A 17,439-nucleotide genomic window follows, 5' to 3' on the forward strand; every position below is an offset into this window, starting at 1 on the left:
ATAGGTACTGTACTGGTTATTTACTATAAACAAATCTCAGAAGGTTATGAAGACCGTGAACGCTTTGTGATTTTGCAAAAGGTGGGCTTGGACCAAAAACAAATCAAGCAAACCATTAACAAGCAAGTCTTGACTGTCTTCTTCCTCCCTGTAATCTTCGCCTTCCTACATCTAGCCTTTGCCTATCACATGTTGAGTTTGATTATCAAGGTTATTGGTGGTGTGGATACAGCTATGATGTTAAGCGTAACACTTTCCATTTGTGGTATCTTTGCTTTAGTCTATGTCCTAATATTTATGATTACTTCAAGAAGTTATCGCAAGATTGTTCAAATATAATAAAAAATGTTTGTCAAGGAATCATAGTATTAACCCAAACGAATATTTGGGGAACGTTAAAGTTCACGATAAAAAAGATTATGGATGGGCATATTCAAGTGCAAAAAAATCTTGGAGCGATATTCGATTAAATGCATATTGGGATTATTATAGATTTTAAAAATAATTTATGAAAACAAGAGACCCGATTATAAGATGGGGTCTTTTGTAATATGGTAAGTGCTTATGAAATTAAAATTATGTATCATTGGATTCTTCTTTTGTTTGATTGCTGCAATTGGTTTGGTCACTATCAGTGATACTGAAACCCCCATACCTTTACCAATTGATGGTGCTTTTTCTATTCAAGGGAAAAGCAATCTTTCTAATAACGAAATATACGAAATGCTTCGTGACTTATCAAAAACGGAAAAAGTTATCATTTACAAGCCAATCGTTCAGAGTTCGGGTCAGTTTAAGTATGTAAATTTCGATGATGAAAACAGTGAACAGTTAAAGTCAGTACCGATAATAGGGATGTATTACACCCTTGGGAAAATGGATGTAGACACTTTGAAACCACTTACGATGACAGGGCTGCAAACAGTATATATGTCTTATCCTTGGTATATAGGAGGAATGTTACAATTCACTGGAACTTTAAGAATACTGTTAATGAGTTCAATTTACTTAACTTTATTAGTTGTGTTATTTGTAGTTAGAACGAGGCAGATTAAAGAGGGAGTGATACGACGTTCTTTGGGATTGCCTGTATACGATCTAAGAAGAGAGTATGGCATTTCTCTTATTTTTGAACTGATTATGATGGCTTTATTGATGGTTTTTTACAGTTCTTTTTTGGGAAATGGTTTCTTAACCTATAGTTCTAAGTTATTTTTCTCTCTGCTTTTAACGAATTTTATATTATTTCAAATCATTGATCTCATTACCTTTGTTTTATTTTGGTTGACGATTCAGATTGAAAAGCCCATTGAAATTATCAAAAACAAGGCGAAAAACAAGCTTATTTTTGTCGTATGGCTTGCCATTATTTCGATTATTATCGTTGTATCAGGAATTTTTTTACAAGAAACAAAGAGTAGTCAATCCAGTATCAACATCCAGATACAGAATTTAGTACCATGGGACACAGTAAAAGACTGGAGAAGGATTGAGTTCCTTGGAATTGAAAATAACTCTGCTAAAAATGGAGAAGTAAGTGATTCGGATGGTCAGTATCTACAGATAGCTGCTTCCTTAAAAAACTTAGATTATTTATATATAGAACGATCCTCGGCCTATGTTCCAGATTTTATGAAAACGTCTCATGCTTTAGAAGACTTTTCTAAACAATTAGAAAATGACGGAATAACGAATCCAGAAATAAATAAAGAGTTGATTTATATCAATCAAGCAGGTGCTAACCTACAAAATAAAGTGAATGGAACAAACTATCATCTTTTAGATAATAAGATAGCAACCATCTATATTCCTGAAAAATGGAAAGAAAACCAGAAATCCATTGAGAATACAGTTGTAGCAGAACAATTTATTGGAACAAACTATACAAAAGAAGAGCTTGCAGTACAAATAATTCCTGATGGGGAAAAAATTTTTTATTTCAATGAGGATGCTGATGATAATCATAAAATGAAAGAGTTTTTACCGATCGCAAGTGTAGCAGATAGTAAAGATAATATTGTTGTTGTGTTAGATACGGACAAAATGATTGAAAACAACCAGTTTTCTTTAGCTAGTAATATAACACATAAGTCTCTTTTTAGTCCTGAAGCGGTAAAGAAAATAAATGAGATGGCTAGCCAGTTGAATGTTTCAATGAATCCAGTAGATGTTTACCAAATTGTGAAATTAAAGATCCAGTCCTTAGAGCACCAAATTCTACTGTCACAAATCTTGCAGAAGATAATTTACAGTATTGTCTTTATACTCATTTATCAATATGTCCAACTTTATATTGCCCTAAAACAGAATGAATATGTGAAGAAAATCATTTTGGGTCTGTCAAAAACATATATAGCAATTTCAAGTCTCAAGTATTTTATGATGACTATTACAATGGTTATCCTATTTACATTTCTTATGACAGGTCAAATAGAGTTGCTATATATTGGTCTTGCTTCTCTGCTGGTTTTGATGTTGTCAATAATCATGAGTTTTAGAAAATTATCTGAAAGCTATACTAAAATTTTAAAAGGAGATGAAACATGACAATTGACCTTTTGAACGTTTCAAAAAGTTTCGGCTCAAAGAAGATCTTTACAGACTTAAATTTAAGATTTGAATCTGGAAAAAGTTATGCATTGATTGGAGGTTCCGGATCTGGTAAAAGCACCCTTCTTAATATTATAGGAAGATTAGAAAAAATTGATAGTGGGAATGTTTTAGTTGATAAACAGGATATTTGGAAGATAAAAGAAAGAACTTTTTTTAAAAATACTGTTGGATATGTATTTCAAAATTATTCTTTAATCGAAAACAAAACAGTATATGATAATTTGAAACTTATCACTAAAGACAAAAAAACAATAACTGATGTACTTGAAAAAGTAGGACTGTCAAGTGACTATTTACATCAAAAAATATATGAATTGTCTGGAGGGCAGGCTCAACGTGTAGCTATTGCTAGAATGTTAATGAAACCACGTAAAATTATCTTAGCAGATGAACCCACAGGAGCTTTAGATGGTGAGATTGGAAAAGAAATTATTCGTTTATTATTAAATGAAAGAGATGAAGACAAATATGTTATTATAGCGACGCATGATCCAGCTGTCTATAATAAAGTTGATGTGATCATTGATATGAAAGATATAGGGGATAATGTATGAAAAAGATAATTTATATTGCTTTGATCTTTGTAGCTGGGTTACTTGCCTTCTTCTTTTTTAGAAAACAAATGATCTCAAAAGAGAATACCAATAAACCAACGTTGGAGTTAACAGTTTTTACGGTTTCTTCTAGTGATACAGAAAAATGGAATAAAGTGAGACAAGTAGAAACAGAAGAGGCCACATACTTCATAACTGTGAAAGAAGTAGCGTCTTCAGAAGAAGTATTTTCAAACATCATTGCAAATGGTGCTGCTTCTGGGTTCGGAGTTCGTGAAGAAGAAGTGAAGCAATTTAATAATAATTTAGGAGACACTATTGAGGACTCTAAGCATAATAAACTCATTGGAATAGAATTTTTTACTTTTTCTAATGCTGACGAGGGATTTGTAGTAGCAAATTTTGACTACGGTAATGAAGAGTTGAATTCTCAGAAAAAAGATATAAAAGTGGTATATAAAAAAATATATGAATCTTTTAAAGAAAAAAGTAAGTGATTGCGATTTATTTGCCTGTTTTGATAGAAAAAAAGTCAATTTATAATCCTAGTATTTTATCTTAATACTCGCGCTTTTTAGTTGATAAAACTTACAAATAGTCCTGAAGAAAACAATGACATTCAGTTTACTTATATGTATCATGTGCATACAAAGTTAGGTCCATCGCATCATCAATTTATGTTTATCAATAATTGAGCAGTTGTTGCATCATTTGATTTTTCAGAGGACCAGTGCAGTTTTTTCTTACAGAATACCTTTCTCATGCCATGGTTTATAATTAATACTCTTCGAAAATCAAATTCAAACTGCTTTAGCGTCGCCTTGATGTACTCAAGTACAGCCTGTGGCTAATTTCCTAGTTTGCTATTTGATTTTCATTGAGTATTAGAGGCAAATAAGCCATTTAAACAGAGTTAGGATTCACCTTCACGACTATAAATCTAGCAAAATTGGCCAGTAGTTTAGACTCTAAAAGGCTACTATTCAAAAACCACACAGTATTTCTTTCGGCTTGATGCTATTCAAGCTTGAAATCACTGTGTGGTTTTATTTTTAATCTAGTTTTTGCTCAGCATCAATTTTTATCTTAAATACTAAACAACTGACCCAATAGATAGGTCACTCCCATGGTTAAAAAACCGATACAAAGGTTACGAATCATAGCTGTTTTAGTTGGGGCTTTCCCAAGTTTGGCACTGGTATAACCTGTAATCAATAGAGAAATCGCAACGATAAAAACAGTAGCAGGGATTCGATAGTCATTTGGAAAGATGGTAATGGAAAGCATTGGTGGTAGACTACCAAGAACAAAAGCAATGAAGCTAGATGCTGCAGCATGCCAAGGATTGGTAAACTCTTCATACTCGATTCCGTATTTTTCTTCAACTAAAGCTTTAAGTGGATTTTTAAGAAAAGCTTTATTGACTAAAAGTTGAGCTGAAGTTTCACACTCACCATTTTGAAGATAAGCAGCATAGAGAGATTTCTTTGCAGCCTCGATATCCTTATCCAAAAGTAATTGCTCACGAGCTACAGCAGCTTCTTCAGTGTCTTTTTGAGTGGATACTGAAACATATTCACCTCCAGCCATAGAGAAGGCACCCGCTAAGATGGCAGCCAAACCTGAAAGAAAGATTATCCAAATATTACTTGTTGCACTGGCAACCCCGATAACAACTCCAGCGATGGAAATGATCCCGTCATTGGCTCCGAGGACACCAGCACGTAGAATATTTAAACGACCAGCGAAGTTTGTATCAATTTCATGTGTAATTTCTGACATATTCTTCTCCTTTATATTCATTATAAAGTATGGGAGAAGTGAAATCAAACTTTTTAAACTTTCTGAAAAAAGTTCTACAATTTTAATAATAGCCATAGCTATTGCTTATGCCAATATATAACAAAGTTGTATTTGTAACTAACTGCCATAGATGATACAATTAATTTAATGAAATCTTTGGAGGTCTGATTATGACTCGTGAATTTAAATTTGAAACTCTTCAATTGCATGCAGGACAAGTGGTAGATGCTACTACCAAGTCTCGTGCTGTACCAATTTATCAAACAACATCTTTTGTATTTGAAGATACACAGGAGGGTGCAGACCTTTTTGCCCTTCAAAAAGCTGGAAATATCTATACTCGTATTACCAATCCAACAACTTCAGCTTTTGAAGAGCGTATTGCAGCACTAGAAGGCGGAGTAGGTGCACTTGCCACAGCTTCTGGGATGGCAGCTCTTACTTATACTATCCTTGGACTTGCTCATGCAGGAGACCACGTGGTTGCAGCTTCAACTATCTACGGTGGGACCTTTAACCTTTTGAAAGAAACCCTTCCTCGTTACGGAATCACCACAACTTTTGTTGATATTGATAATCTAGAAGAAGTAGAGGCAGCGATTAAAGATAATACCAAACTTGTTTTGATTGAAACTTTGGGTAATCCAGTTATCAACATTCCTGATATTGAAAAAATAGCTGAAATTGCTCATAAACATCAGATTCCTTTGGTTTCAGACAATACCTTTGCAACGCCTTATCTTATCAATGTCTTTTCACACGGTGTAGATATCTCGGTTCACTCGGCGACTAAATTTATCGGTGGACACGGTACAACTATTGGCGGTGTCATTGTTGATAGCGGTAAGTTTGACTGGGCTGCTTCAGGGAAATTCCCTCAATTAGTCGATGAAGATCCAAGCTACCACAATATCAGCTATACTCGTGATGTTGGTGCTGCAGCCTTTATCGTTGCTGCTCGCGTGCAATTGCTTCGCGATATGGGAGCTGCCCTTTCACCATTTAACTCATTCTTGCTCCTACAAGGTCTTGAGACACTATCTCTCCGTGTTGAACGTCATGTTCAAAATGCTGAGAAAATCGTTGATTTCCTTGTGAACCATCCAAAAGTTGAAAAAGTCAATTATCCAAAATTAGCTGATAGCCCTTACCATGCCTTGGCGGAGAAATATTTACCAAAAGGTGTTGGTTCAATCTTTACCTTCCATGTTAAAGGTGGAGAAGCAGAAGCTCGTAAAGTGATTGACAACTTGGAAATCTTTTCAAACTTAGCCAATGTAGCAGATGCTAAATCATTGGTGGTTCATCCCGCAACTACAACACATGCTCAGTTGTCAGACTCTGATCTAGAAGCAGCAGGAGTAACTAAAAATCAAATCCGTCTCTCAATCGGTCTTGAAAATGTCGATGATTTGATTGAAGATTTGCGACTAGCTCTTGAAAAAATCTAAAAATAACTAGTTTTTATTGAATTAATCATCCTTCTCACGAATAATAAAGTGAGGAGGATTTTTATGTACAGTATTTCATTTCAAGAAGATTCGCTCTTGCCAAGGGAACGCTTGGTGACAGAAGGAGTAGAGAGTTTGAGCAATCAGGAATTACTAGCCATTTTATTACGAACAGGAACTCGTCAATCTACCGTTTTTGAAATTGCACAGAAAGTATTGTCTCAATTGAACAGTTTAACTGAGTTAAAAAAAATGACCTTGCAAGAACTGCAGAGTTTATCAGGTATCGGTAGAGTGAAGGCTATTGAACTGCAAGCAATGATTGAGCTTGGAAGTCGTATTCACAAACATGAAACCATTGAGGCAGAGAGCATTCTTAGTAGTCAAAGACTGGCTAAAAAGATGCAACAAGAATTGGGAGATAAAAAACAAGAGCACCTAGTGGCGCTCTATCTGAATACACAAAATCAAATTATTCATCAGCAAACCATTTTTATTGGATCTGCTACTAGAAGTATTGCGGAACCAAGAGAAATTCTTCACTATGCCTTAAAGCATATGGCTACATCCGTGATTCTTGTTCATAATCATCCATCTGGTGCTGTTATGCCTAGTAGAAATGATGACCATGTTACGAAACTTGTTAAAGAAGCCTGCGAATTAATGGGTTTGGTCTTATTGGACCATCTCATTGTTTCACATTCCGATTATTTTAGTTACCGTGAGAAGACGGACTTGATATAGGTTTATTTTTTAAATTTTAGGGGACCCTGATCAATCTCTTGTAAAGCATAGGATTCTACTTGAGTCATATCTATGACAGGAAGTGGAGCTAATGTAGGGACTAGCAATTTTTCTTGCACGATAAAATCAACAATAGCATTAAAATCTTTTATTTTATAATACCTTTTTTTATGGATGAGGATATCCCTGTAAAAACCGACCGATGAGCGAAATTTACCTTTTAATTTAGCATCTGTTTTTTTACAAAATGGTTTTGCCTTTTTAGACCACTCTTTGAGTTGCTTTTGTTTTTCTTTTTGAGATAGTTTATCAAGATTCTCTTTATCCTTAGAAAATGCTTGATAGCTTTCGGCTGTTAAAAGTCTGTATAGATTAGAAAGTTGAAAATAAACTTCTATTTCCTTGCTCTTAAGAAAAGTGAAAATATTAGCTTCTAAATCTCTCAAAATATCATGAGTAGAAGGTGTTTTAAGTTCATTCACGATTTAATAACCTATTAGTAGCTTTAGAGTTCATTGACGACATAGTCGAAAAGTGTTTTATCTTTGGGGCGATTTTCAAAGAGAAATTCTGGATGCCATTGAACACCGAGGAAAGGGAAACCATCCGTTGTTGTAACAGCCTCGATAATTCCATCTTTAGGATCATGAGCTACAACCTTTAGATTTGGAGCTAGGTCCTTAATACTCTGATGGTGGAAAGAGTTGATATGGGAGATTTCTCCATAGATATCTCGAAGAATAGTATCAGGCTCGGTGACTAAACGTTGAGTTGTATACTCGGCTGAAGTATCCTGCCAATGGTCTTCAATATCTTGATAAAGAGATCCTCCCATAGCCACATTAAAGAGCTGGGTGCCTCGACAAACAGAAAAAATGGGTTTCTTCTGTTTAATGGCTTCTTTTATAAGAGCTAGCTCAAAAATATCTCTCTGAAGGTGGTAGTCATCGCTATCGATCTTTTTAGGCTCACCATAGAACTTTGGATCGACATTTTGTCCACCAGTTAAAATGAGTTTATCAATCAAGCCAATGTAGTAACTAGCCATTTCTTGATCACCAATTGGTAGGATAATGGGAATTCCCCCAGCTTCCTTGACTCCTTCAACAAAGCCTTTCGCAGCATAGCTCATCATAAGCTCATCATCAGGATGAGCTTTTTCGTTTCCTGTAATCCCAATAACTGGTTTTTTCATAAATGCTTTCGCTTTCTAATCCTCTTTTCTCATGAAATAGAGGAGAGTTTGCAATTCACTAGTTAAATCTACATACTGAGCTACCACATCTTTTGGTAGTTGGAGATGAACGGGTGAAAAGCTTAAAATTCCTTTAATACCTGCTTCGACAAGGAGATTAGCTACTTCTTGTGATTTGACACTCGGAACTGTTAAGATTGCAGTTTTAACATCTGCATTCTTTATTTTATCCTTGATTTGGGAAATTCCATAAATTGGGATTCCATCAGGAGTTTTTGTCCCAACTTCAGGATGATCATCCAAATCAAAAGCCATAATGATTTTCATTTTGTTTCGTTCGTGGAAACGGTAGTGAAGGAGAGCGTGCCCCATATTACCAATACCCACCAACATAACATTTGTAATAGAATTATCATTTAGAAGATCAGCAAAAAACGTCATTAGTTTTTTGACATCGTAGCCAAATCCACGGCGACCAAGTTCACCAAAGTAGGAAAAATCTCGTCTAACAGTAGCAGAGTCAATACCAATGGCCTCGGCAATTTGTTTTGAGTTGGCTCTTTCAATTTTTTCTGCATGAAATCTTTTAAAGATACGATAATAAAGAGAAAGTCTCTTTGCTGTTGCTTTTGGAATAGCAGACTGTTTTTCTTTCACAAAATCACAACCTTTCTAAATACTATTTTATAGAAAGATTGTGAAAAAATCAACAAAAACAAGAAAAAACTAAGAAAAATCTTAGCTTATCTTCGTAAAATCATAGTGAGATAGAAAACGATAGAGATTTCCCAGAAGCCCCTGATAGATTTCTTTTTCATTATAGGTCAGAGAAGTAATGACAGTAGTATCTGGAAGAGTCACACAACCTGAAAGTGATAGCATGAGTGCTTCATAATCTTCGTATTCTAAAACGCGATCGACTTGATAGGTGTCTTTGTAAGTTAATCGAAACATAATTGCCTTCTATCTTTCGCTTTTAGTAAAGACATCACGTTCAACAAGACTATCCATCAAGAAGTAAAATTTCTCTTGGTGGATATGAGTTTCTTCTGACTTAAAGATATCGACTAAACGTAGACCAAATTTATCAGTGATGTTGATTTTTGCACCTGTTAAGTCTTTGTTGATGATAATCTTAAGTTGGAAACCTTCCCCACTATTTGGAACTTTTTCAAGAAGACGTGTTAGTTCATAGTTACCAACCTTAGTTTCAAAAAAAGTGTTATCTTTTAGAGTGAACTTTTTGACGGTTGGGCTAAGTGTGTAATCATAACGGCAATTTTTAAGACTAATGGTTTTTTCGAATGCCATTGAGTTAACCTCCAATGATTTCTTTTAGAGTTTGTGCGAGAGTGATTATTTCTTGCTCTGTATTTTGAGGTGAAATGCTGACGCGAACGGATTCGTGTAAGCGAGGAGAGTCTTCACCGTAGAAAGCCTGAAGAACATGACTAACCTGAACGACACCTGCAGTACAAGCAGAGCCAGTTGAAATAGAAATACCTTCAAGATCTAGACGAAGGAGTAGTAGATCATTACGTTGACCTGGGAATCCAATATTAAGGACATAAGGTAGCTGGTCTTTCCCTTGATTGAGATAATAGTCTGTGTCAGCCATTTCCTTTAAGAATGTTTCTTTTAGTTTTTGAACCTTTTTAAAGTTTTGTTCTTGGTTTTCAAGATCATCCTTTAGAGCTGCTACCATTCCCACAATGGCAGGAAGATTTTCTGTTCCTGCTCTTTTTTTCTGCTCTTGATCGCCACCATGAAGGTAGGAGTCAAAATCTGTAGATGCAGCATAGAGAAAACCAACTCCTTTTGGACCATAAAATTTGTGTGCAGAAGCGCTAAGAAAATCAATTCCCAATTTTTCGGGAAGAATCTCAAATTTACCAACTGCCTGAACCGCATCGACATGATAGACGGCTGGATGATTTTTTAGAACTTCACCAATTTTAGCAATAGGTAAAAGTGTACCAGTTTCATTGTTTGCAAACATAGTAGAAACAAGAATGGTATCTTCACGCAGTGCATTTTTGACTTGGTCTGCAGTGATTTCTTGATGTTCAGGATGTAAAATAGTCACTTCAAAACCGAAATTTTCAACCAAGTATTTGATGGGTTCTAGAACAGCATGGTGCTCAATCGCAGTAGTGATAATGTGCTTTCCACGATTTTGATGGCGAAGGCAGTAGCCGATGATAGCAGTATTATTGCTTTCAGTACCACCAGTGGTAAAAAATATATGTTGTGGCTTTGTTCCTAGTAAACTTGCAAGTTCTTGACGAGCTTCTCGTAATAGTTTACCTGCTTGGCGCCCATGGCCATGAATACTAGAAGGGTTGCCATAAGTTTCTTGCATGACTTGAGTCATTGCTGAGATAGCTACTGAAGACATCGGAGTCGTTGCAGCATTATCCAAATAAATCAAAAACTCACCTAATTTCTATTTAAATAGTGGACTAACTGGTTTTCTTTCATGAATACGAACCATAGCATCACCAATCAATTCACTAGCAGTGATGTATTGTACGTTTTTAGGTTTTCTACTTTCTGTCACAACAGAATCTGTAACCAAGATCTCCTTGATATTTGTTGCATCTAATAACTCTGCAGCACCGTTAACGAATAGTCCATGACTTGAAACTGCATAGATTTCAGTTGCGCCGTCACGTTCTAAGATTTTAGCAGCTTCAGAGAAGGTACGGCCAGTATTCAGAATGTCATCGATTAAGATTGCTTTCTTACCTTCAACCTCCCCAATAATGTAACCTTGGCTACGTTCAGAATCATCTTGTGCATAATCAATGATAGCAATCGGAGCATCTAGGTATTCTGCAAGACTACGAGCACGTTTTACACCAGAGTTTTTAGGACTAACAACAACCACATCTGAACCAGTCAAACCTTTATCGCAGTAATGTTTTGCAAAAAGTGGAATTGTATAGAGGTTATCTACAGGAATGTCAAAGAATCCTTGAACCTGAACGGCATGGAGGTCAAGAGTCAATACACGACTAACTCCAGCTTTCACCAACATATTTGCAACCAGTTTTGCAGTAAGTGGTTCGCGTGAAGAAGCGATACGATCTTGGCGAGCGTAGCCGAAGTATGGAAGTACAACGTTAATGGTATTAGCACTAGCGCGAACACAAGCATCAACCATAATCAAGAGTTCCATCAAGTGGTTATTTACTGGATAACTAGTTGATTGGATGATATAAACATCATATCCACGAACACTTTCTTCGATGTTAACTTGGATTTCACCATCTGAAAATTGGCGTGAAGATACTTTTCCAAGTGGAACACCTGCAGCATCTGCGATTCTTTGAGCAATTTCCTGGTTGGAAGATAGTGCGAAAAGTTTCATGTTTTTTGTATCTGACATCGATAAACCGTCCTCTTTAAACTAAGTGAATCGCTGTAGTGAAACACTTTTAGTGATAAATGCTCTCTACAACAGATTCTATTATTTTTCATCCCTTTTATTTTATCAAAAAAAGAAGATTATTTCAGTATTTTTTCATATTTTCTATAAAACGAACCAATTTTGAAGGAGCTTTTTTGTAATGGATTTCATTGGCTTGTAAAAATTCTTGGAAATCAAGACTACCTTGGTTGCCATCTTCCACTTCTAATTCAAGCTCATAGTCAACAATATCAAAGTATTGGCTTTGATCAAGTGCCATGAGTCCGATAGGAGTTTGCTTTTCGTAGCGAACAGTAGTTAGGCAACCTAAAACTACCCAACCACTGGTTGAAAGTCCACGGCTAGTCAATTCGTCAAGAATCATTCCTTGCGGAAGTTTACATTCTTTAAGACAATGGTTTGCTTCCTCGAGGCTTAGATCTTGATTGTACTCCATATTTCCAACTTTTTGTGGGATTTTTATGGTCAATTCAGCGCTATTTTCAAAAGTACGAATGCGCATAGCGATTTTATGTTTGCGAAGGTAAAAATCTGGCGTGTCTAGGTAGTAATTTTTTTGTGTAATAGGTGTGACTCCTGAAAAGTGATCCTGCAATCTTTGATATTCATCCTTGTTTAGAAGTGTTTTCATTTCAATTTCTAAATGTTTCATTTTTTTTACTTTTTCCTTATCTTTGAAAGCGATTGTATGGTATAATAAGCATTGTATTTATTGTATAAGATTTTTCCTAGAAAATCAAAAACTAGATAAATCGAAGTGTATAGAGAATTGGATGAAAAAGATATATGATTACAGAATGGGAAGAATTTTTAGATCCTTACATTCAGGCTGTCGGAGAGCTGAAGATAAAACTCCGAGGTATTCGAAAACAATACCGCAAACAAAATAAACATTCTCCAATTGAGTTTGTAACTGGTCGAGTCAAACCGATCGAAAGTATAAAAGAAAAAATGGCTCGTCGAGGGATTGGATACGATACGTTGGAACAGGACTTGCAAGATATTGCAGGTTTACGCGTCATGGTTCAATTTGTAGATGACGTGAGCGAGGTTGTTGCCATCCTTCGTAAGAGGCAAGACATGAGAGTGGTACAAGAACGTGACTACATTACTCATCGAAAGGCTTCAGGCTATCGTTCTTACCATTTGATTATTGAGTATACAGTTGATACGATCAATGGGGCAAGAACGATTCTGGTGGAGATTCAGATTCGTACTTTGGCTATGAATTTCTGGGCTACCATCGAGCATTCTCTCAATTATAAATATCAAGGGGATTTTCCAGAAGAAATTAAGAAACGCTTGGAAATCACAGCAAGAATCTCTCACCAATTGGATGAAGAAATGAGTAAAATTCGTGATGATATCCAGGAAGCACAGGCACTCTTTGATCCATTGCATAGAAAGTTAAATGACGGGGTAGGTAATAGTGACGATACCGATGAAGAATACAGGTAAACGAATTGATCTAATCGCTAATCGCAAACCTCAAAGTCAAAGAGTCTTATATGAATTAAGAGATCGACTAAAAAAGAATAACTTTATATTAAATGATAAACATCCCGATATCGTGATTTCCATAGGTGGGGATGGGATGCTTTTGTCTGCTTTTCACAAGTATGAAGACCAGCTGGATAAGGTTCGCTTCGTTGGTGTTCACACAGGTCATTTAGGCTTCTATACGGATTACCGTGATTTTGAACTAGATCAATTGCTTACTAATTTACAGTTGGATACTGGGGCTCGTGTGTCTTACCCACTGTTAAATGTAAAGATATTTTTGGAAAATGGAGAAGTGAAAATTTTCCGTGCTTTGAATGAGGCTAGCATTCGGAGAGCTGATAGGACCATGGTTGCCGATATTATCATTAACCAAGTGCCATTTGAACGTTTTAGAGGAGATGGCCTGACGGTATCGACGCCAACTGGGAGTACAGCCTATAATAAATCTCTTGGTGGAGCTGTTTTGCACCCTACTATTGAGGCCCTACAATTGACAGAAATTGCGAGTCTTAACAATCGTGTCTACCGGACCTTAGGTTCTTCTATTATTGTGCCTAAGAAGGATAAGATAGAATTGATACCAACTCGTAATGACTATCATACGATTTCTGTTGACAATAGCATTTATTCTTACCGTAATATTGAAAGAATAGAATACCAGATAGACCATCATAAGATTCATTTTGTAGCAACACCAAGCCATACTAGTTTTTGGAATCGTGTCAAAGATGCCTTTATTGGTGAGGTGGATGAATGAGGTTTGAATTTATTGCTGACGAACACGTCAAGGTAAAGACATTTTTGAAAAAGCATGAAGTCTCTAAAGGATTGCTTGCCAAAATCAAGTTTCGAGGTGGAGATATTCGCGTAAACGGTCATCCACAAAATGCAACCTATCTCTTAGATATAGGGGATGTGGTTGTCATCGACATTCCTCCTGAGGAAGGTTTTGAGACACTGGAAGCAATTGATTATCCACTGGATATTCTGTTTGAAGATGATCATTTCTTAATCCTAAACAAACCCTTTGGTGTGGCCTCGATTCCTAGTGTCAATCATTCCAATACCATCGCTAATTTTATCAAGGGCTACTATGTGAAACAGAACTATGAAAATCAGCAGGTTCACATTGTAACCAGACTAGATCGCGATACTTCGGGTCTCATGCTTTTTGCTAAACATGGTTATTCTCATGCTAGACTAGACAAGCAGTTGCAAAAGAAAGCCATTGAAAAGCGCTATTTTGCTCTGGTTAAAGGAGATGGGGTTCTGGAACCTCAAGGTGAAATTATTGCCCCGATTGCCCGTGACGAAGATTCGATCATCACTAGACGAGTTGCAAAAGGTGGTAAGTATGCCCATACTTCCTATCGTATAGTGGAGTCTTATGGCAATATTCATCTAGTTGATATTCGACTGCATACAGGAAGGACACACCAGATTCGTGTCCATTTCTCCCATATCGGATTCCCTTTGCTTGGTGATGACCTATATGGTGGTAGTCTTGAACATGGCATAGAGCGTCAAGCTCTGCATTGCCATAACTTATCGTTTTATCATCCTTTTCTTGAAGAGCAGTTGGAGATGGAAAGTCCACTGCCGGATGATTTTAACACCCTTATTACCCAGTTATCAAATAATAATTTATCTTAAAAGGAGTAAAAACTCATGGAAGTTTTTGAAAGTTTAAAAGCCAACCTAGTTGGTAAAAATGCACGTATTGTCTTGCCTGAAGGTGAAGAACCACGTATTCTTCAAGCTACAAAACGCATCGTAAAAGAAACAGAAGTTATTCCCGTTTTGCTAGGAAATCCTGACAAAATTAAAATCTATCTTGAAATCGAAGGAATTATGGATGGTTATGAAGTGATTGACCCTGCACATTATCCTCAATTTGAAGAAATGGTAGCATCACTTGTAGAACGTCGTAAAGGAAAAATGACTGAAGATGAAGCACGCGAAATCTTGGTTAATGACGTAAACTATTTTGGTGTTATGTTGGTTTACATGGGCTTGGTAGATGGAATGGTTTCAGGAGCTATTCACTCTACTGCGGCAACTGTTCGCCCAGCCCTTCAAATCATTAAAACTCGTCCTAATGTTAGCCGAACTTCAGGTGCCTTCCTCATGGTTCGTGGTACCGAACGTTACCTCTTTGGTGACTGTGCCATCAATATCAATCCTGATGCTGAAGCTTTGGCAGAAATTGCGATTAACTCTGCTATCACAGCTAAGATGTTCGGTATCGAACCAAAAATTGCTATGCTGAGCTATTCAACTAAAGGTTCTGGTTTTGGTGAAAGCGTTGATAAAGTTGTTGAAGCGACTAAGATTGCTCATGATCTTCGTCCTGACCTTGAAATTGATGGTGAATTGCAATTTGATGCTGCCTTCGTTCCAGAAACAGCTGCTCTCAAGGCGCCAGGAAGCAAGGTTGCTGGACAAGCAAACGTCTTTATCTTCCCAGGTATCGAAGCAGGAAATATTGGCTACAAGATGGCAGAACGTCTCGGTGGCTTTGCAGCAGTTGGTCCAGTATTGCAAGGTTTGAACAAACCAGTTAATGACCTTTCTCGTGGATGTAACTCAGATGACGTCTTCAAACTTACTCTAATCACAGCAGCACAAGCTGTACACCAATAAAATACAAGATAGCTCCTTTTCTGTTAAAGGAGCTTTTCGTTGAATTTCAAATCTAAAGATGATAAAATGTATTTACAAATCATCTTTACAAAGAGGTATTAATCATGGCAAGTACTCAACCTGTTAATTTTCGAGCAGATTCGACTTTTTACCAACAAACGAAAGAAATCTTAGCTGATGAAAAGTTAACTCTATCAGATATTTTTAATGCTGCACTTCGTAAAATTGCGACAGGTGCAGTTGATCCTAAAGAGTTCGTATTTAGTGATTTACAAGAGACTCAATATCAGGTTGCTTTTGAAGACTTGAAAAAGGAAATCTTGATGGGACATCAAGAAATTGAGCAAGGTAAACTAACGTCTTTGGCAGATGTAAGAAAGGAATTTGGACTTGACTAATCATAAGCGTTACCATGTTTCTCTTACGGATCAAGCTAAGAAAGACTTGAGAGAAATACATGATTATATTGTACTGAATTTTTACAGCCAGCAATCTGCCGATAGTAAACTAGACCTTATTCTAACGGCACTAGAAACTTTAGAAACCTTTCCAGAAGCATGTCCTTTGGTTTCAAGTCGAGGTTATGGTGAATTAACAGATGACGGAAAACGTTATCGATATATGCCAATTGAAAATTACTTAGCTTTTTATTATATCGACAAATATGAGGTTTATGTCTCCAGAATTTTAAATTCCAAGCAGAATTGGGCTAAGCTATTCAATAAGTAGAGGTAAAATTTTTTAAATTTTTTTGAATCATTTAGTCCCACTATTTGTCCCCCCAAGAAAGGAAGTTTTTAAAATTGAAATACATATTTCTATTATTCGACCTCGATCACACCTTACTCGATTTTGATGCTGCTGAGGATATAGCTCTGACGCAACTCTTAGAAGAAGAAGGAGTTGAGGATATCCAAACTTACAAAGATTATTATGTGCCCATGAACAAAGCCCTTTGGAAGGATTTGGAACAGAAAAAAATTACAAAGGCTGAGTTAATTAACACTCGTTTTGAAAAATTGTTTGCTCATTTTGGTATTGAAAAAGATGGGTCCTACTTAGCAGAGCGCTACCAGTTTTTCCTTTCAAAACAGGGGCAGACTTACCTAGGTGTGGAAGATTTATTAAAAAATTTGATAAAACAAGGCTATGAGCTCTATGCTGCGACAAATGGAATTACCTATATTCAGACAGGTCGTTTGGAACAATCTGGTATTAAACCGTACTTCAAGGAGATTTTCATCTCAGAGCAACTCCATACTCAAAAACCAGATGCTGAATTTTATGAGAAAATTGGAGCTCGAATCCCTAACTTTGATAAAAATCATGCCCTTATGATTGGTGATTCCTTATCAGCTGATATTCAGGGGGGAAATAATGCTGGCATCGATACCATCTGGTACAATCCTCATCATATGGAAAATAAGACTCAAGCCCAGCCAACTTATGAAGTTCATTCTTACAAAGATTTGCTGAATTGTTTGGGGGAACTTTAAAAAT

Annotated in this window: 22 protein-coding genes; 13 read left to right on the top strand and 9 right to left on the bottom strand. The window is 36.4% G+C overall.

The annotated features are described in order from the left end of the window. From AC3E7H_RS06065 to AC3E7H_RS06080, 4 genes are all read left to right on the top strand, one after another. On the top strand, nucleotides 1–339 hold a 339-nt coding region (locus AC3E7H_RS06065; RefSeq protein ID WP_490676248.1), incomplete at its 5' end, for an FtsX-like permease family protein. Between the two features lie 225 nt (nucleotides 340–564). Further along, complete coding sequence (locus AC3E7H_RS06070; RefSeq protein ID WP_490676249.1) at nucleotides 565–2,547, top strand: ABC transporter permease; 1,983 nt, start codon at nucleotides 565–567, stop codon at nucleotides 2,545–2,547. Continuing rightward, on the top strand, nucleotides 2,544–3,167 hold the full coding sequence (locus AC3E7H_RS06075; RefSeq protein WP_075228579.1) for an ATP-binding cassette domain-containing protein: 624 nt from the start codon (nucleotides 2,544–2,546) through the stop codon (nucleotides 3,165–3,167). The genes AC3E7H_RS06070 and AC3E7H_RS06075 overlap by 4 nt, the downstream gene beginning before the upstream one ends. Further along, the gene (locus tag AC3E7H_RS06080) at nucleotides 3,164–3,664 is read left to right on the top strand and encodes a hypothetical protein (protein WP_075228580.1); all 501 of its coding nucleotides are present in this window, start codon (nucleotides 3,164–3,166) and stop codon (nucleotides 3,662–3,664) included. The genes AC3E7H_RS06075 and AC3E7H_RS06080 overlap by 4 nt, the downstream gene beginning before the upstream one ends. A gap of 589 nt (nucleotides 3,665–4,253) precedes the next feature. Here AC3E7H_RS06080 and AC3E7H_RS06085 read toward each other — a convergent pair. Then, nucleotides 4,254–4,949 (bottom strand): VIT1/CCC1 transporter family protein, encoded by a 696-nt coding sequence (locus AC3E7H_RS06085; protein WP_075228581.1) that lies wholly within the window; start codon nucleotides 4,947–4,949, stop codon nucleotides 4,254–4,256. Nucleotides 4,950–5,140: 191 nt separating this feature from the next. On the opposite strand from AC3E7H_RS06085, the gene AC3E7H_RS06090 reads away from it, so the two are divergent. Beyond that, nucleotides 5,141–6,421, top strand: a complete 1,281-nt coding sequence (locus AC3E7H_RS06090; protein ID WP_075228582.1) for an O-acetylhomoserine aminocarboxypropyltransferase/cysteine synthase family protein — start codon at nucleotides 5,141–5,143, stop codon at nucleotides 6,419–6,421. Nucleotides 6,422–6,484: 63 nt separating this feature from the next. Then, complete coding sequence (gene radC / locus AC3E7H_RS06095) at nucleotides 6,485–7,165, top strand: RadC family protein (protein WP_000286951.1); 681 nt, start codon at nucleotides 6,485–6,487, stop codon at nucleotides 7,163–7,165. A 2-nt stretch (nucleotides 7,166–7,167) separates the two neighbouring features. On the opposite strand, the gene AC3E7H_RS06100 is transcribed toward radC, so the two are convergent. The 8 genes from AC3E7H_RS06100 to AC3E7H_RS06135 all read right to left on the bottom strand — a co-directional run bounded on the left by AC3E7H_RS06100 (nucleotide 7,168) and on the right by AC3E7H_RS06135 (nucleotide 12,445). Continuing rightward, entirely contained in the window at nucleotides 7,168–7,647 is a 480-nt protein-coding gene (locus AC3E7H_RS06100) for a hypothetical protein (protein ID WP_001004203.1), read from the bottom strand. A gap of 23 nt (nucleotides 7,648–7,670) precedes the next feature. Next, on the bottom strand, nucleotides 7,671–8,360 hold the full coding sequence (locus AC3E7H_RS06105; protein ID WP_000743329.1) for a gamma-glutamyl-gamma-aminobutyrate hydrolase family protein: 690 nt from the start codon (nucleotides 8,358–8,360) through the stop codon (nucleotides 7,671–7,673). A 15-nt stretch (nucleotides 8,361–8,375) separates the two neighbouring features. After that, nucleotides 8,376–9,017, bottom strand: coding sequence for a redox-sensing transcriptional repressor Rex (locus AC3E7H_RS06110; protein ID WP_000660647.1), 642 nt, complete (start codon nucleotides 9,015–9,017; stop codon nucleotides 8,376–8,378). Nucleotides 9,018–9,098: 81 nt separating this feature from the next. Continuing rightward, nucleotides 9,099–9,314 carry a DUF4649 family protein gene (locus AC3E7H_RS06115; protein WP_000489417.1) on the bottom strand — a complete coding sequence of 72 codons (216 nt, stop codon included), beginning with the start codon at nucleotides 9,312–9,314 and terminating at the stop codon, nucleotides 9,099–9,101. A gap of 9 nt (nucleotides 9,315–9,323) precedes the next feature. Further along, complete coding sequence (locus tag AC3E7H_RS06120; RefSeq protein WP_049526341.1) at nucleotides 9,324–9,671, bottom strand: DUF1831 domain-containing protein; 348 nt, start codon at nucleotides 9,669–9,671, stop codon at nucleotides 9,324–9,326. Between the two features lie 4 nt (nucleotides 9,672–9,675). Next, nucleotides 9,676–10,791, bottom strand: a complete 1,116-nt coding sequence (locus tag AC3E7H_RS06125; protein WP_000639691.1) for a cysteine desulfurase family protein — start codon at nucleotides 10,789–10,791, stop codon at nucleotides 9,676–9,678. A gap of 15 nt (nucleotides 10,792–10,806) precedes the next feature. Then, on the bottom strand, nucleotides 10,807–11,751 hold the full coding sequence (locus AC3E7H_RS06130) for a ribose-phosphate diphosphokinase (protein ID WP_001285421.1): 945 nt from the start codon (nucleotides 11,749–11,751) through the stop codon (nucleotides 10,807–10,809). Between the two features lie 124 nt (nucleotides 11,752–11,875). Beyond that, nucleotides 11,876–12,445, bottom strand: a complete 570-nt coding sequence (locus tag AC3E7H_RS06135; RefSeq protein WP_000681314.1) for a CYTH domain-containing protein — start codon at nucleotides 12,443–12,445, stop codon at nucleotides 11,876–11,878. A 134-nt stretch (nucleotides 12,446–12,579) separates the two neighbouring features. On the opposite strand from AC3E7H_RS06135, the gene yjbM reads away from it, so the two are divergent. The 7 genes from yjbM to pynA all read left to right on the top strand — a co-directional run bounded on the left by yjbM (nucleotide 12,580) and on the right by pynA (nucleotide 17,435). Then, nucleotides 12,580–13,251 carry a GTP diphosphokinase gene (yjbM, locus tag AC3E7H_RS06140; RefSeq protein ID WP_000627444.1) on the top strand — a complete coding sequence of 224 codons (672 nt, stop codon included), beginning with the start codon at nucleotides 12,580–12,582 and terminating at the stop codon, nucleotides 13,249–13,251. Then, nucleotides 13,235–14,053: an NAD kinase gene (locus AC3E7H_RS06145; protein WP_025171265.1), complete on the top strand. Its 819-nt coding sequence runs from the start codon at nucleotides 13,235–13,237 to the stop codon at nucleotides 14,051–14,053. The genes yjbM and AC3E7H_RS06145 overlap by 17 nt, the downstream gene beginning before the upstream one ends. Further along, complete coding sequence (locus tag AC3E7H_RS06150) at nucleotides 14,050–14,949, top strand: RluA family pseudouridine synthase (protein ID WP_485681052.1); 900 nt, start codon at nucleotides 14,050–14,052, stop codon at nucleotides 14,947–14,949. The genes AC3E7H_RS06145 and AC3E7H_RS06150 overlap by 4 nt, the downstream gene beginning before the upstream one ends. Before the next feature lie 15 nt (nucleotides 14,950–14,964). Continuing rightward, nucleotides 14,965–15,939, top strand: coding sequence for a phosphate acetyltransferase (gene pta, locus AC3E7H_RS06155; protein WP_485681053.1), 975 nt, complete (start codon nucleotides 14,965–14,967; stop codon nucleotides 15,937–15,939). 104 nt (nucleotides 15,940–16,043) lie between these two features. Beyond that, complete coding sequence (gene relB / locus AC3E7H_RS06160) at nucleotides 16,044–16,337, top strand: type II toxin-antitoxin system RelB/ParD family antitoxin (protein WP_049509199.1); 294 nt, start codon at nucleotides 16,044–16,046, stop codon at nucleotides 16,335–16,337. Further along, on the top strand, nucleotides 16,330–16,668 hold the full coding sequence (locus AC3E7H_RS06165) for a type II toxin-antitoxin system RelE/ParE family toxin (RefSeq protein WP_049509216.1): 339 nt from the start codon (nucleotides 16,330–16,332) through the stop codon (nucleotides 16,666–16,668). The genes relB and AC3E7H_RS06165 overlap by 8 nt, the downstream gene beginning before the upstream one ends. 74 nt (nucleotides 16,669–16,742) lie before the next feature. Next, a complete protein-coding gene (gene pynA / locus AC3E7H_RS06170) occupies nucleotides 16,743–17,435 on the top strand; it encodes a pyrimidine 5'-nucleotidase PynA (RefSeq protein WP_485681054.1) in 693 nt (230 codons plus the stop codon). Nucleotides 17,436–17,439: the final 4 nt, after the last annotated feature.

Source organism: Streptococcus sp. SCPM-O-B-15304 (M98), assembly GCF_058200215.1.

Excerpts from the sequence above, each read along its gene's own strand:
- AC3E7H_RS06120 (WP_049526341.1), bottom strand. The coding sequence starts at position 9,671 with ATGGCATTCGAAAAAACCATTAGTCTTAAAAATTGCCGTTATGATTAC.
- AC3E7H_RS06105 (WP_000743329.1), bottom strand. The coding sequence starts at position 8,360 with ATGAAAAAACCAGTTATTGGGATTACAGGAAACGAAAAAGCTCATCCT.
- AC3E7H_RS06085 (WP_075228581.1), bottom strand. The coding sequence starts at position 4,949 with ATGTCAGAAATTACACATGAAATTGATACAAACTTCGCTGGTCGTTTA.
- AC3E7H_RS06070 (WP_490676249.1), top strand. The coding sequence starts at position 565 with ATGAAATTAAAATTATGTATCATTGGATTCTTCTTTTGTTTGATTGCT.
- AC3E7H_RS06145 (WP_025171265.1), top strand. The coding sequence starts at position 13,235 with ATGAAGAATACAGGTAAACGAATTGATCTAATCGCTAATCGCAAACCT.
- AC3E7H_RS06130 (WP_001285421.1), bottom strand. The coding sequence starts at position 11,751 with ATGTCAGATACAAAAAACATGAAACTTTTCGCACTATCTTCCAACCAG.
- AC3E7H_RS06135 (WP_000681314.1), bottom strand. The coding sequence starts at position 12,445 with ATGAAACATTTAGAAATTGAAATGAAAACACTTCTAAACAAGGATGAA.
- AC3E7H_RS06115 (WP_000489417.1), bottom strand. The coding sequence starts at position 9,314 with ATGTTTCGATTAACTTACAAAGACACCTATCAAGTCGATCGCGTTTTA.
- AC3E7H_RS06080 (WP_075228580.1), top strand. The coding sequence starts at position 3,164 with ATGAAAAAGATAATTTATATTGCTTTGATCTTTGTAGCTGGGTTACTT.
- pta (WP_485681053.1), top strand. The coding sequence starts at position 14,965 with ATGGAAGTTTTTGAAAGTTTAAAAGCCAACCTAGTTGGTAAAAATGCA.
- AC3E7H_RS06090 (WP_075228582.1), top strand. The coding sequence starts at position 5,141 with ATGACTCGTGAATTTAAATTTGAAACTCTTCAATTGCATGCAGGACAA.
- radC (WP_000286951.1), top strand. The coding sequence starts at position 6,485 with ATGTACAGTATTTCATTTCAAGAAGATTCGCTCTTGCCAAGGGAACGC.
- AC3E7H_RS06075 (WP_075228579.1), top strand. The coding sequence starts at position 2,544 with ATGACAATTGACCTTTTGAACGTTTCAAAAAGTTTCGGCTCAAAGAAG.
- yjbM (WP_000627444.1), top strand. The coding sequence starts at position 12,580 with ATGATTACAGAATGGGAAGAATTTTTAGATCCTTACATTCAGGCTGTC.
- AC3E7H_RS06150 (WP_485681052.1), top strand. The coding sequence starts at position 14,050 with ATGAGGTTTGAATTTATTGCTGACGAACACGTCAAGGTAAAGACATTT.
- relB (WP_049509199.1), top strand. The coding sequence starts at position 16,044 with ATGGCAAGTACTCAACCTGTTAATTTTCGAGCAGATTCGACTTTTTAC.